At 70.1% G+C, this 13697-nt stretch carries 13 protein-coding genes; 11 read left to right on the top strand and 2 right to left on the bottom strand.

All coding sequences use genetic code 11. The features are described from left to right. The first annotated feature begins 144 nt into the window (after positions 1-144). On the top strand, positions 145-1062 hold the full coding sequence (locus tag AB0L34_RS16205; protein WP_363705272.1) for an aminoglycoside phosphotransferase family protein: 918 nt from the start codon (positions 145-147) through the stop codon (positions 1060-1062). Positions 1063-1068: 6 nt separating this feature from the next. On the opposite strand, the gene AB0L34_RS16200 is transcribed toward AB0L34_RS16205, so the two are convergent. Then, positions 1069-1950 carry an aminoglycoside phosphotransferase family protein gene (locus AB0L34_RS16200; protein ID WP_363705271.1) on the bottom strand — a complete coding sequence of 294 codons (882 nt, stop codon included), beginning with the start codon at positions 1948-1950 and terminating at the stop codon, positions 1069-1071. Then, positions 1947-2999, bottom strand: coding sequence for a hypothetical protein (locus tag AB0L34_RS16195; RefSeq protein ID WP_363705270.1), 1053 nt, complete (start codon positions 2997-2999; stop codon positions 1947-1949). Before AB0L34_RS16195 ends, AB0L34_RS16200 begins: the two co-directional genes overlap by 4 nt. Positions 3000-3573: 574 nt before the next feature. On the opposite strand from AB0L34_RS16195, the gene AB0L34_RS16190 reads away from it, so the two are divergent. From AB0L34_RS16190 to AB0L34_RS16145, 10 genes are read left to right on the top strand one after another with little or no spacing between them, the layout of a single operon-like run. Further along, positions 3574-5973, top strand: a complete 2400-nt coding sequence (locus tag AB0L34_RS16190) for a nitrate- and nitrite sensing domain-containing protein (protein WP_363705269.1) — start codon at positions 3574-3576, stop codon at positions 5971-5973. Beyond that, entirely contained in the window at positions 5970-6377 is a 408-nt protein-coding gene (locus AB0L34_RS16185) for a roadblock/LC7 domain-containing protein (RefSeq protein WP_363705268.1), read from the top strand. Before AB0L34_RS16190 ends, AB0L34_RS16185 begins: the two co-directional genes overlap by 4 nt. Further along, on the top strand, positions 6374-6970 hold the full coding sequence (locus AB0L34_RS16180; RefSeq protein WP_363705267.1) for an ATP/GTP-binding protein: 597 nt from the start codon (positions 6374-6376) through the stop codon (positions 6968-6970). The genes AB0L34_RS16185 and AB0L34_RS16180 overlap by 4 nt, the downstream gene beginning before the upstream one ends. Positions 6971-7014: 44 nt before the next feature. After that, a complete protein-coding gene (locus AB0L34_RS16175; protein ID WP_363705266.1) occupies positions 7015-8226 on the top strand; it encodes an ABC transporter substrate-binding protein in 1212 nt (403 codons plus the stop codon). A 43-nt stretch (positions 8227-8269) separates the two neighbouring features. Further along, positions 8270-9133 (top strand): branched-chain amino acid ABC transporter permease, encoded by an 864-nt coding sequence (locus AB0L34_RS16170; protein WP_363705265.1) that lies wholly within the window; start codon positions 8270-8272, stop codon positions 9131-9133. Then, positions 9130-10179, top strand: a complete 1050-nt coding sequence (locus AB0L34_RS16165; RefSeq protein ID WP_363705264.1) for a hypothetical protein — start codon at positions 9130-9132, stop codon at positions 10177-10179. Before AB0L34_RS16170 ends, AB0L34_RS16165 begins: the two co-directional genes overlap by 4 nt. Then, positions 10176-10976 (top strand): ATP-binding cassette domain-containing protein, encoded by an 801-nt coding sequence (locus AB0L34_RS16160; protein ID WP_363705263.1) that lies wholly within the window; start codon positions 10176-10178, stop codon positions 10974-10976. Before AB0L34_RS16165 ends, AB0L34_RS16160 begins: the two co-directional genes overlap by 4 nt. Next, entirely contained in the window at positions 10960-11700 is a 741-nt protein-coding gene (locus AB0L34_RS16155; RefSeq protein ID WP_363705262.1) for an ATP-binding cassette domain-containing protein, read from the top strand. Before AB0L34_RS16160 ends, AB0L34_RS16155 begins: the two co-directional genes overlap by 17 nt. Further along, on the top strand, positions 11697-12713 hold the full coding sequence (locus AB0L34_RS16150; RefSeq protein WP_363705261.1) for a hypothetical protein: 1017 nt from the start codon (positions 11697-11699) through the stop codon (positions 12711-12713). Before AB0L34_RS16155 ends, AB0L34_RS16150 begins: the two co-directional genes overlap by 4 nt. 11 nt (positions 12714-12724) lie before the next feature. Further along, a complete protein-coding gene (locus AB0L34_RS16145) occupies positions 12725-13513 on the top strand; it encodes a methyltransferase domain-containing protein (protein ID WP_363705260.1) in 789 nt (262 codons plus the stop codon). The last annotated feature ends 184 nt before the right edge of the window (positions 13514-13697 follow it).

The following is a 13697-nucleotide window of genomic DNA, read 5'->3' as shown; positions in this document are numbered from 1 at the left end:
GGATCCCAAGCTCTCGGTGGCCTCGATCAGGTCTCGATGGGGGTCCAAGATGGACCCCCGATGCACCTGACCGCAGTCGGCCAGGCTCGAACGCGGACGATCTTGCCGATAGCGCTTACGACCTGACCCACATAGCCTGGTCCCATGAAAGGTCAAGATCACCACTCGTCTCGCCGCGGACTGAGTGGGGACCAAGCTCTCGATCTGGTGACTAGGGTCGTTGCTGAGGCCGGTTACTGCACTGACGGGATTGTGCTGCTACGACCGCCGGCCGACAACGCCATGGTGGCTATCCCACCGCTCGGCCTGGTTGCACGAGTGGGTATCGATATTGTTTTCCGCGATCGCCTAGCCAATGAGCTGCATGTTGCGGAATGGCTGGAGTCACGGGGGGTCCCCTCCATCCAGGCTGTGAACCTCCCAGGCTTGGCTCAGCTACAGGTCATAGATGGTCGGGTCTTCACGTGGTGGCGCTACCTCCAACGACACGGCACGGCCACGGCAGGCGACCTCGGCAGGATCTTGAGGCAGTTGCATGACCAAGGTCCTCCATGGCCACGACTGCCGATCCTAGATCCGTGGTCTCGGATCGCATCGCAAATTCAGGCAGCTAGCCTTCCGTCTGAGGACAGGCTCAGTCTTGAGCAGCACTGGCGCAATCTCGCTGATCGATGGCAGCGATCAGATTGGCCTCGTCAGGCGTCGGCGGTAATCCACGGGGACGCCCACCGGGGTAACGTCTTGATGTCACAGGGGGTTGGCCATCTTCTCGACTTCGAGGACACCCGGCTCGGGCCGCGCGAGTGGGACATCGCCTACGTCGTCGCTTCCGAGCGGGTGGGGTGGCTTTCACCGGCCGAGGCATCGGATTTCTGGCATGAATACGGATCGGACCCGCTGCAAGGTCGTGAGCTGGACCTTCTCGTGGACATCGCGCAATTTCGTCGTACATGCTGGCTAGCTTCAAGGCTGCCGTTCGAGCCGGATCTCATGCGGCACGTCCAGCACCGGATAGCCACTCTGCTCGATCCTGGCCTTCCCCGCCACTGGCTGCCCGGGTAGATCTGGTTACGTGCTTGGGGTCCACCGCCAGGGGCGCCCGCCGTGCAGCCCCCGCAGGCAATCGATCCGGAACAACGCCTCGCGTATCAGAGTCGAATCCTGGCCGGCGCGCTGTATCAGGAATGTCGCCATGCGCAACTCTCGCGTGTTACGCATGAGTGCGAAGCCGGGCCAGCGCCTAACATCGTTCCCGTAAACTCGGACGAACTGCCGGTACTCCTCATGCCTAATCCAGGCAAAAGAATCTAGCTTAATGGCCGTTGATACCAGATCCCATTCGGGTGGCCCCAATGAGCAGCGCTCCAGGTCCAGCAGCACCGCCGCGCCGTCAGCATGAACCGCCACGTTTCCGACCCATGCGTCTCCGTGGATCACGCACTTCGGAAGTCCGCCCGGAAGTCGCTCCCATTCGACACGCAGACTATCGATGCGCCGTAGGATCCAATCGCGTTGGGAACGATCGATGACCTTGCTTTCGCAGACACGCTCGGGCAGTCGAACAAACGGATCGAGTTCAGGCAACTCTAGATCCATGGGCGCCCCGACGTCGTGTAGTTGGCGTAGGAGACGGGCTACATCTACAACGTTGCCCGCCCTGTGGGGCGGGAGTCTGCGCCAGAAGACCACCGGCACGTCAGAAACAACGACTGGTTGAGGGCTGATGTCACAGAGCGAGACGCTCGGAACCCCGACTCGTCGCAGCCACTGCGCCACTCTTACCTGACGAGATGACTGCTCGATTGATCCCGGCCTACCGACTTTTGCAATCGTCTCTGAATCCACCGCCCATACCGTGTTTTCCCCCTCACGAATCAGCTCGAGTTGGCTCGTGCCGAGCCCGGCCCGCTGGCACGCGGCATAAACAGAACCGTAAGCTGCGCTGCTCACGCGTAGTTCGCCTCGAAGATCGCTTCGCAGAGCTCTGCGACCGGAGGTGCTCCGCGGCGGTTCGTCGAGACCCGGACGAGCTCTCTGAGTCCTTCGATCACACGAGCCGATTTTAGCCCTTCGATGTCGCGAATCGTCCTGATCCCCAGTTCGCACGCCTCCGCGAGCTCGCCGCTGACCATCAGGAGCGAGGCAAGCTTGACCGCAGACTGGGCTGTCGAACGGGCATAGGCGTCGCCATGCCCCTCCACTGCCGCTCGCAGGCGTTGGACCGCCTCCTGCATAGCATGGCCGCTCGTTGCGATACCGAAGAGCGCGTGACCAGTGTCGCCGAGATGCTGGGCCTGGTCGTAGTACGTCATCCACGGACGCTCCACCTCTGACCCGATGTGGTCGAAGGCATCGTCGGCGGCAGCGACCGCAGCTACCGTGTCCGCGCCCAGGCCCATCCTGGCCAACGCTCTCGCCCTTCCGGTGTGCAGCATCGCCTTTTCGGCAGGTGTCAGGCCACGGAAATGGAGGGCAGTGTCGAGCCACCTAAGTCCGTCCGCCGGCGAACCGCACCAGATCGCCTGGCGAGCTCGATGGGACAACAGCTTCGCTTGAAGATGAAGGTCCCCAGCGGTGACTGCGCACTCCAACGCAAACTTGAAGATTTTTTGGGCCTGGGGCTGGTTGTCTGCATCGAAGTTCATGAAGCCTGCGACGGCGCCAAGGCGCGCGACAGCAGAGAAGAGGTCGGGTGTCAGGCCTTCAGCGCATCGTTGACGCAGGAGACCTGCGCCCCACCGCAAATGTGCCTCAGCTGCCTGCCTGGCAACGCCGCCGCCGTGAGCGAAGTCCCACGACGTCAACAGCGAGGAAAGGCTGTTGATCTGTTCAACCTCGTCGAGGGTAACCACATCGGGAAGGCCGTCGGAAAAGATCGCGGGAATGTCGTCGTCCGGCAGACGGCCCGAGGCCGGCGGCTCGTCATAGGCGAGGCCCATCATGTGCCGCGGAATGCCAAGCCCTTCCGCAATGCGCTCGAGCACCTCGTATGCGGTCACCTGCTGGCTTCCGTTAGAAATCGCACGGACTCTGGTTTCGGCAAGCCCTGTGCACCCTGCAAGGTGCGAACGCGAGTAGCCGTGCGAGCGCAAGAACCGGAAAAGCAGCGAGATGTCATGATCCCGCAGGGCAGACGCGACCGACCGGCCCTCGAAGACGGCCTGCCGCCACCAGCTCTCATTGTGCCGTCGCGGGACAGCCACACTAACCTCCCCCGGCGTTCCGCTCTTACTACGGAGCGTACGCGCAAATCGACTGGCACAGGTGCCCTGCCGTCGTAGCGGCCCGTGCTTAGGGCTCCGTCTCTCTAGGACAGAGGCTCACCACCTGGCCAGGTGAGGGTCCAGCATGAACCCTCATCGAGGGCTGATGCACGAGCGAGATCGCTGTGAAGGTACCGAGATGCACGCGCCAGACCTCGAATCAGGCCAGGGCGGTATCGATGCCCGAGAGCTTCCACAGCACGTCCAGCAACCATCTGGCCCCGATCGGCCGGGAGGACTCCACGCTCAGCGGTCCGACCGGACTGAGCCGCCGGTGCCCAGCATCGAGGCCGCCGCACTCTGACCAGAATTGGAGAGGATTGTTGTGCCTGTTGCTCGGAGGCTTGCCTTCCTGCTGCTGATCCCGCTGGTGGCAACGCTGGTCTTTGCTGCCTGGGGTGTGGCGTCGACGAGCCGTGAGGCGCGCAACGCGGACCGCTTGCAGTCGCTGGTCGCGGTGTCGTCAGCAGCGGGGGAGGCTGTGTATCAGCTGGACCGCGAGCGTCAGGTCGCCGCTGGGTTGGTCTCGGATTCCGCCGCGGGTCTCAATCTCTACTTGGAGCAGGCGACGGCGTCTGACCGGGTCGTGGAGGGCTATTGGCAGCGCCGTAGCGAAGTGGACTTCAGGTGGCCGGGGGTAGTCCCGCTGTTGGATTCCTTCGATGAGCAGCTTCGCCTGTTGCCAGCGTTTCGAGAGCAGGTCAAGGCGCGATCGGTCTCGTTGACAGCGGTTTTGGTCCGGTACCGCGCGGCGATCGGACAGGGACTCGCGGTGCGGGGGACGGTGGGCCAGATCGGGGGCGCCGATGGGCCGGTGGCGGACCAGCTGCGGGTGGCGGCGGCGTTGTCGCAGGCTGCGGGGTACGCGGGTATCCAGCAGGCAATCGTGGCCACTGGGAACGGTGTGGTCGTGTCCCAGGCGGTGCAGCGTGAGCTGGCGGCGACTCGTGCCGGCTACGACGAGGCCCTGCTGATGGTGACGCAGCGCTCGCCAGCGCGATGGCGGTTATGGCTGGACCAGGCGCTTACCGGCCCGCAGGTGCTCGCTGCGCAGCGCCTTGACGACGAGGTTGCCCGGACCCGGGTGGGCGAGCGGTTGCGGGTTAACGCCGTCCGGTGGGCGGCGGCCAGCGGCGAGCGCCGGGACCGGCTGCACTCGGTGCAGTCCCGAGTCGACGCGGACATCGCCGCGCAGGTCGGGCGGCAGCGCACTAAGCAGTGGGCCACCACCGGCGTGCTTACCGCTGTGGCATTGGTACTGATCGCGGCGGCGTCGAGGGTGGCGTGGCGGCAGGGGCGGGCGCTCGCGTGGCGGTTGCGGCGGGTTCGCGACGCCGTCACGCGGGTGGCCGAGCGGGAGTTGCCGGACCTGGTGCGTCGGGTCGGCGCTGCCGATCCTGCCGATCCGTCGTCGTTTCCGCCTCCGCCGCCCGCGCTGGCGCCTGCCTTCCGGCGGCGGGATGAGGTGGACGAGGTTGCGGCGGCGTTCGACACCCTCGCGGCGAGCACGTATCGGATCTCGACGGACTTGGCGCGGCAGCGGCGGGTGGCCGCTGGCGCGGTCGAGGCGGTCGGCCGGCGGTGTCAGGGGATCACGCACCGGTTGACGCGGGAGTTGGACCTGGCCGAGCGCGAGGAGAAAGACAGCGGGACTCTGGCGACGCTGTTCACGCTGGACAACTTGACCGCGCAGTTGTTGCACTCCACGCAGAGCCTGCTGGTGTTGTCCGGCCGCACTCTGGGGGCGGTGCACCCGGAGCCGGTCGAGTTGGTGACGGTGGCGCAGGCGGCGCAGGGCCGCATCCAGGAGTACCGGCGGGTGGTTCTGGGAGTGGTCGACGAGCGTGTGTCCGTGCCACCGGCGTTGATCGATGACTTGGTGCACCTGTTGGCATCGCTCCTGGACAACGCCACCCGGTACAGCCCCGGCGACGCGGTGATCACGGGCCATCTGCTGGGTGATCGGGTGATCGTGCAGGTCTCCGACACCGGCACCGGGATCAAGCGGGAGCTGCTGGAGCGGTTGAACGCCGAGCTGGCGGCACCAGCGCCGATGATCGAGGTTGAACACATCCGCCGGCAGGGCCTGGCCACCGTGGCGCTGCTGGCCGCTGCACACGGTCTGCGGGCGCGGCTGTTGCCAGTGCGCCCGCACGGCACGGTCGCGGAGGTCGAGATCCCGGTGGACCGGCTGCTGATTACCGCCCCGCCGCCGGTCGCGTTGCCCTCAGGCCCGATCGCGGGCCGCCGGGCCCCGGGTGGAACACCAGCGTCCACCCTCAGCCTGCCCACTCCCGCAGTGTCCCGCCATCCTGACGTCGCGGCGTTACCGACCAGTCGGGCTGGGGCGCACAGCGTGGACGCGCCGACGCAGGCGTTGCCGGTGATACCCCCTATGCGCCGGTCGCCGGAGCAGGAACGGACCCCCGCCTACGAGGAAACCGCCCGGCGGTTGCCCACGTCGTCGTCGCCGTGGTTCGTCGAGGGCGCCACCGTGCACCTGACTTCTGTACCGCCTCCGTCGGGCGGGGGCGATACGACCCCGAACGGTTTGCCCAGGCGGCGGCCGATGTCCACCGTGTTCACCTTTCCCCCGGAGCCTGCCGCTGATGTTCCGCGCCGTTCACCGAGTGGCCTGGCCGGCACGGCGGCGGCATACCAGCGCGGCCTGGGCCGCCGATCCCCTCAGTCCAAGGAAGGCCAACCATGACAGAGCTGAGCTACCTGCTGTCGAACAATCTCGCCCGGGTGCCGGGGGTGAGCCAGGCGGTGGCGGTGTCCGCCGACGGGTTGCTGCTGGCCTGGACCGACGGCCTCAACCGTGAAGCGGCCGAGCGGCTGGCGGCGGTCGCAGCGGGGATGAGCAGCCTACTCAACGGCGCCGCCCGCGACTTCGGGGCCGGTGGGGTGCAGGGCAACCTGACCGACCTCGCCGGGGGCTATCTGATCCTGATCGCGGTCAGCAGCGGCGCGTCGCTGCTAGTACTCGCTACCCGCGACGCCGACCTCGCCTACGTGACCGAGGAGTTAGGCCAGTTCGCCGAACAGGTCGGTGACCAGCTCACCCCCGCCTTCGCCGGTGTCCTCGCCACGCCCGGAGCCGGCCGCCGATGACCACGTCCGCGGCGGTGATGGTGCGGCCGGCCGCCGGACCGCCCCGCCTCAAGGTGGTGTTGACCGGGCCGTTCGGCATCGGGAAGACCACCCTGGTCGGGGCGGTGTCGGACATCGCACCGGTGACCACCGAGGCCCGCATGTCCGCGGGTGCCGTCGACGACACGTCCTACACCCCGGCGAAGACCACCACCACGGTGGCGATGGACTTCGGCCGTCTCGAGGTCGATGGGGTGACGCTGTACGTGTATGGCACGCCCGGGCAGCAGCGGTTCTGGTTCATGTGGGACGCCATCGTCCGCGGCGCCGTCGGCGCGGTCGTTCTGGTCGACACCCGCCGGTTGCAGGACTCGTTCCGGCACGTCGACTACCTCGAGCGCGTCGGGCTGCCGTTCGTGGTGGCGGTCAACCAGTTCCCCGGCGCCCGCGCCTACGCGGCGTCGGACATCCGTGAGGCCCTGAGCCTGGGCGCGGGCGTGCCGATCGTCGACATCGACGCCCGCGACCGCGACAGCGTCCGCCGGTTGCTCATCGCCCTCGTCGAGCACGTCATCACCCGCGTCAAGTCGCCTCCTGCGGCCAGCCAGTCCTGACCGCTACGGCATCCATCCCTCTCACCTCGGTAAGGAGCATCCCCATGGTCCATTCCCGCTCACGACTGTGCCGCGGCGTCGCCGCAGCGGCCACGGTCGGACTGCTCATCACCGGGGCGGCGTGCAGCAGCACCGCGGACGCCGGCGCGGTGCGTGTCGGGCTGCTGGTGTCCCTGTCGGGCACCTACGCCACCGTCGGCGAGGACATGCAGCGCGGCTTCCGCCTCTACCTCGACACCCACGACAGCACGCTCGGCGGCCGGAAGGTCGACCTGATCGTCGCCGACGAGGGCGATGGCCCCGCCACGGCCGTCCCGGCCGCCCAGAAGCTCCTCGAACGCGACCGGGTCGTCGCGCTGACCGGCCTGGTCGGCGGCGCGACGGTAGACAAGGTGCAGGCCCTCACCACCGAACGCAAGATCCCCCTCCTGGGAGCGAACGCGCGGCCGGCGTTCGCGCCGGTCGGCGGCAAGCCCCGCGACCTGGCCTACACCTGGCACACCTCCTACAACTCCGACGAGCCGGGCATCGCGATCGCCGAGTACGTCAAGGCGCAGGTCGGCGCCGGCACGGTGTACGCGATCGGCCCGGACTACCAGGGTGGCTACGACGAGCTGCGCGGCTTCACCGACACCTTCACCCGCCTCGGCGGGAAACTCGCCAACCCCGACGGGAAGGCCCTGTTCACGCCGTTCCCGACGACGGAGAATTTCCTGCCCTATCTCAACCAGGCCGCCAAGACCAAGCCGAAGGCTGTCTACGCCTTCTACGCCGGAGCCGCGGCGGTGGCGTTCGTGAAGCAGTACGCCCAGTCCGACCTTGCCGACGTTCCCCTCTACGCCGCCGGGTTCCTCACCGAGGGATCCGTGCTCACCGCTCAGGGGCCGGCGGCCACCGGCATCCGCAACGTCCTCAACTACAGCCCCACCCTGGGCAATCAGGCGAACCAGGAGTTCGTTGCCGCCTGGTCGGCGGCGGGGCATCCGGGGCAGCCGACGACGTTCGCGATGGCCTCCTACGACGCCGCCGCCGTTCTCGACCGGGCCCTCGCCGCCGTCGACGGCGAGGTGACCGGGGAGAAGCTCAACGCCGCGATCGGGCAGGTGGGGCGGGTCGTGTCCCCGCGCGGGGACTGGCAGTTCCACCCCAGCGAGCACCGGCCGGTGCAGCGCTGGTACCTGCGCGAGGTCAAGACCGACGGGCCGGTGCTGTCCAACGTCCTGGTGCAGGACCTCACCACCCTGCCCACCACCTGACCCGATCGAGAGATCACCACGTTCGAAGGAAGGGGTGCTGGGCGTGGACGCCTACCTGATACCCGCCGTCGACGGCGTCGCCTACGGGCTGCTGCTGGCCATCGCCGCCGCCGGGTTGACCGTCGCTTTCGGCGCCGGGGGTGTGCTCAACCTCGCGCACGGCACCCTGATCGCCGCCGGCGGCTACATCGCCGCCGCGACTACCGGCGGCACCTGGGGAAGCCTGGCTCTCGCCACCGGCTACGCGACGCTCGTGGGGGCTGCCGGTGGCGGGGTGCTCGCCGCCGCGACCGCCGCGCTGCGCGGGCGGGGCCATCTCGACCAGGCGTTGCTCACCTTCGGCGTCGCTCTCATCGGCGCGGACCTACTCACCACCGTCTTCGGCCCGGACACCCTGCGACCTCATCTGCCCGCCATGCTCGAGGCGACCGTGCAGGTAGCCGGGCACCGGTATCCGGTGGACCGGCTCGCCGTCCTCGGGGTCGCCGTGTTGGTCGTCGCCGCCGGGTACGTGGTGCTGCACCGCACCCGGACGGGGCGGCTGATCCGGGCGACGGTCGACGACCGGGCGATGGTGGCTGGCATCGGCGTTGACCCCCGTCTGGTGGACGTGGCCGTCCTGATCGCCGCCGGGGCCCTCGCCGGCCTGGCCGGGGCGCTGACCACGCCGATCCTGGGCGTCGGGCCCGGCACTGCCGACACCGCGCTGCTGCTGTCGCTGATCATCGTCGTGTGCGGAGGTCTCGGCTCCGTGCCCGGCGCTTGCGCCGCCGCCCTCGCCGTCGGCCTCGTCCAGACCGTCGGCGTGACCGGCTTCCCCGAGTTCGCGCCGTACCTGCTCATCGGCGCCATGGCCGTGGTGCTGCTTTTCCGCCCCGCCTCCCTGTCTGGCGGTGCCCAGGCATGAGCATTCGCACCTCAACGCCGGTCGTCGGCCGGCTCCGCCCGTTCACGCGGCTGCCGCAGCCCTACGCCACCTGCGCCGTGGCTGGCGCCGCAGTGTGCGCGGTGCTGGTGTCCCCGGATCCGTACCTGCACGCCACCGTGGCGCGAATGCTGCCGCTGGCGGTGCTGGCTGTCAGCGTCGCGGTAGTCACCGGCCACGCGGGACTGCCCACGCTCGGCCAGGTCGCCCCGTACGCGGCCGGCGCCTACACCACCGCCAGGCTCGCCCTCGCCAGCACCGATCTCGCCCTGCTGCACCTGCTGGCGGCGGCCGGGGCGGGAGCGCTGACGGCCGGGGCGGTCGGCGCGGTGCTGGTCCGCTACCGCGCCACGGTGTTCCTGATGCTCAGCCTCGCCGTCGCGGAACTGACCGCCATCACCGCCGCCCAGTGGCGCACGGTCAGCGGCGGCACCGACGGGCTCGCCGGTATCCCCGGCCCACGCCTGCTGCCCGGCCTGCCGCCGCTGCTGGCCGACCGGGCGGTGCTGCTCTACGCCGCCGTCGTGGCGATCGCCGCCACCGCCACCGCCATGACACTGCTCGGCGGTGACCGGCGGACGCTGCTGGCCGCCGTGCGGGGCAACGAGGCCCGCGCGGCCGCCAGCGGCCACCGCATCACCGCCTACCTGTGGGCGGCGCACACCGGCGCCGGCGCGCTCGCCGGGGTCGGCGGGGCACTGCTGATCCACACCCACCGGTGGATCACCCCCGCCGATGTCGGCTTCACCACCGCCGCCCTCGCCCTCCTGGCAGTGGTCATCGGTGGCACGGCGTCCCTGCCCGGTGCCGCCGCCGGCGCGGTTGCGGTCCTCACCGTGCGGGACGTGACCGCCGCCGGGCTGCCCGGCCACGCGCCTCTGTTGCTCGGCGCCCTGTTCGTCGCCGCGGTGTACCTGCTGCCCGGCGGCCTGACCGCCCTGCCCACCCGCCTGCGCCTGCCCACCCGCCTCCGCCGGCCGCGCCACCCCGCCGGCGCGACCCGACCCGTCGCGAGGAGCACCCCGTGAGAACCGTCCACCGCATCGACCCCGACGGCGTGCCCTCGCAGCGCAGCCCCAGCGACATCGACCGTGCCCACGGCAATGGGCTCGTCGTCACCGGCCTGCGCCACGCCTACGGACAGCTGACCGTCCTCGACCTGGACACCTTCACGATCGCCCCCGGCGACCGCCACGCGATCATCGGCCCCAACGGCGCCGGCAAGTCCACCCTGCTGAACCTGCTCGCCGGCACCACCCGCGCCCAGACCGGGACCATCACCTACAACGGACGAGTCATCACCCGCCGCGGCCCGGCCTGGCGAGCCCGGGCCGGTATCGGCCGCACCTTCCAACACCCTGCCGTCTACCCCGGCCTCACCGTGTTGGACTGCGTGCGCATGGGCGGCTGGCACCACCGCCACCAACCCGAACGCACACCCCTGGACCTGCTCGACCTCGTCGGCCTCCTCGACTACGCCGACCACCCGTCCGCCGCGCTGTCGCACGGGCACCGCCGACTGCTCGACCTTGCCGTCGCCCTCGCCGGGCAACCCCGCGTGCTGCTGCTCGACGAACCCGCCGCCGGCCTCACCGACACCGAAACCGGCCGCCTGCTCGACATCCTCACCAGCCTGCCCGGCTGGATGGCGATCGTGCTCGTCGAGCACCACATGGACATCGTCGCCGCCCTCGCCGACTGGATCACCGTGTTGCACCACGGCCGCCGCCACACCGACGGCCCCACCGACCAGGTACGCGCCGACCCCGCCGTCGCCGCTCTCTACCTCGGCACCAGCGGGGGTGACGATGCTGCAGGTCAGTGACCTCACCGCCGGCTACCATCGCGACACCCCCGTCCTGCACGACATCGGCCTGGACCTCACCCCTGCCGCCGTGCACGCCGTGGTCGGCCCGAACGGGGCCGGGAAGACCACCCTGCTGCACACCCTCGCCGGGCACCTGCGCCCCACCACCGGCTGGGTCATGCTCGACGGCCGCGACGTCACCGGCTGGCACCCCACCCAGGCCGCCCGCGCCGGCGTAGCACTCGCCCCGCAAGGCCGCCGCCTCTGGCCCTCCCTAACCGTCGCCGACCACCTCACCGTCACCCGCCCCCGCAACACACGAGATCGGCGTTGCTGGAGCGCCGACGACGTGCTGGACCTGTTCCCCGCCCTTGCGGTGCGGCTGCGGCACCGCGGCTACCAGCTCTCCGGCGGCGAACAGCAGATGCTCACCATCGCCCGCGCCCTGCGCACCGCACCCCGCCTGCTGCTATGCGACGAACCCACCGAAGGCCTCGCCCCCACCGTGGCCGCACACGTCATCCAGGTGCTGCGGGACCTCCCTGGGCAGGGTGTCACCGTCCTGGTCGCCCTCCCACACGCCCGCACCGCGGCCGCCCTCGCCGACACCGTCCAGGTGCTCACCTCCGGACGCCTCACCGGCCCTCTCACGGCAGCCGGCAGCGAGGCGGGGGACACGCTGCGCGCGCACCTCGCCCTCACCGCGCCCACCCGGACAGGCCACGCGCAGGAGAGCCGATGAACCAAACAGGTCCCCCGTTCACGGCCGCCAACCGGTCATCCATGCCGGTCCGCGACGCGCACGGCGGTGCGGTGCGGTGCGGCGTCGCGACGGCCGTCCTGCTGGCCGCCGTCGCCGTGCCCGCCGTCGCCGCCCCGGCCCGGCCGTACCCTGCCCTCGGTGCCGCGCGATGCCCGTCGTCGGCAGCTCCGCAGCCCCACCTGGCGGCCCGAGCTGAGACCGCCGCACCGGCCCTCGCCACCCGGTTGTGGCACCCGCACCCGGCGCGCACCGCCCTGCGGCAACTGTCCGGCCGGATCGCGGCCGGCCCCTGTGATAGCAGGACAGGGCAGTTCGACCTCGTCCACTACCGGCAGTGGAACAGCCCACCGGTGCGCGGTGTAGCGGTGACGGAGGTCGTGCGGTGGCGGGCCGATGACCGTTCCGGCGCCCAACTCGCCGCCAGCCACCCCGCCGGCGTCGTGCCCGTCAGCAAGGACTGGTGGCGGCCGGGTGACTTGTTCTCCGCCGGCCTGGCCAACCCGTTCGGCAGCAGCGACAGGCTCCGCAACGAGATCGGCGCCACCAGCGCACTGCAGGGCGACGCGAACGGCGCGGTGCTGGCGGTCGCGCGGCTGGCCACCTGGTACAGCCCCCGCCGCGACGCACGCGCCGCCACGCTTGGCGTGCTGGCCGACCTCGACGGGCTGACCTTCTACCGGCGGGTGATCGACCGGGCAGGACGCAGCGGGATCGGCGTTGCCGCCGTCGCCGCAGACGGCCGCCGGGACCTGCTCATTCTGCATCCCGGCACCGGCAACGTCCTCGCCTACGAGAACGCTCGTCTCACCGGAACCGGCTGGCAGGTCGCCACCTACGTCCTCTACCTCACCCACAGCCACGCCAACCGCCGCTGGTGGGAACCACCCGAACCGTCTGCAGCCGAGGCCACGCCCCCGCGACGGCTGTACCCGCGGCCCCAGCAGCACTGGCTGCTGATAACCGCCCCGCCCTGCCACACCGCGTCAATTTGAGGAGCACCCGCATGACGACCACCGCGCAGCCCTACCAGTTCCGCAACGCACCCACCCAGCTGCAGCCGCTGCAGGAGATGCTCGACCCGATCACCCTCGACGACCTCACCCGCCTCGGCATCACCGACGGGCAACACGCGATGGACGTCGGCGCGGGCGCCGGGTCCATCGCCAGGCGCCTGTGCGAACTCGTCGGCCGCACCGGGAAGGTCATCGCCGTCGACCTCGACACCACCCTCCTCGCACCCACCGCCGTGCTTGACGTCTACCAGCGGGACCTACGCACCGACCCGCTGCCCACAGAGGCCGGCACCCTGGACGTCGTGACCGCGCGGTGCGTGCTCGAGCACCTGCCGAACCGGCAGCGCCTGCTCGAGCAGATGCTTGCCGCTCTGCGCCCCGGCGGGCACCTCGTCCTCGGAGAAATCGTCTACGCGCGCACCATCGTGCCGCACGCTCCCACCGCAGGCGACACCGAGCTGATCGTGGTAGTCGTGCACGCCATCCTGGACGTCCTCGCCGAGCGTGGCGCCGACCTGCGCTGGGGCGAGAAGACCCCCGCCATCCTGCTCGACGCTGGCCTGGAGCAGGTCCGCACCCGGTGGGTCGCCCAGTCGTGGACCGGCGGCAGCCCGGGCTGCCGCCTATACGCCGACAACGCCCGGCAACTACGCGAGCAACTCCTCAAGGCCGATCTCACCCCTGGCGACCTGGACCGGTTCGGCGAGCTGATGGCCAACCCGACCGTGGTGGTGCGCGGCTATGAGTTCGCCTGCACCACCGCCCGCAAACCCCGCTGACAGACCTCCGGGCCAGGCGACGGCGCGCCCGGCCCGGGACCCGCCCCAAGGCAGAGCCGGCCTCGTCAGCCGCCTGAACAGGGCGGGCTGGCAGCCGAGCCATCCGGCTGCCGAGCCGGTCGACCGCCCGCAGAGGGAGGGCGGGAGGACCGGCGTGGCCGGCGGCGGCGCATCCCCCATTCGC

Origin of the sequence: Micromonospora sp. NPDC052213, assembly GCF_040679695.1 — a bacterium.
Classification (GTDB): Bacteria; Actinomycetota; Actinomycetes; order Mycobacteriales; family Micromonosporaceae; genus Micromonospora.
Note: the sequence above shows the minus strand (reverse complement) of the source record. Positions and strands in the feature narration are given on the sequence as shown.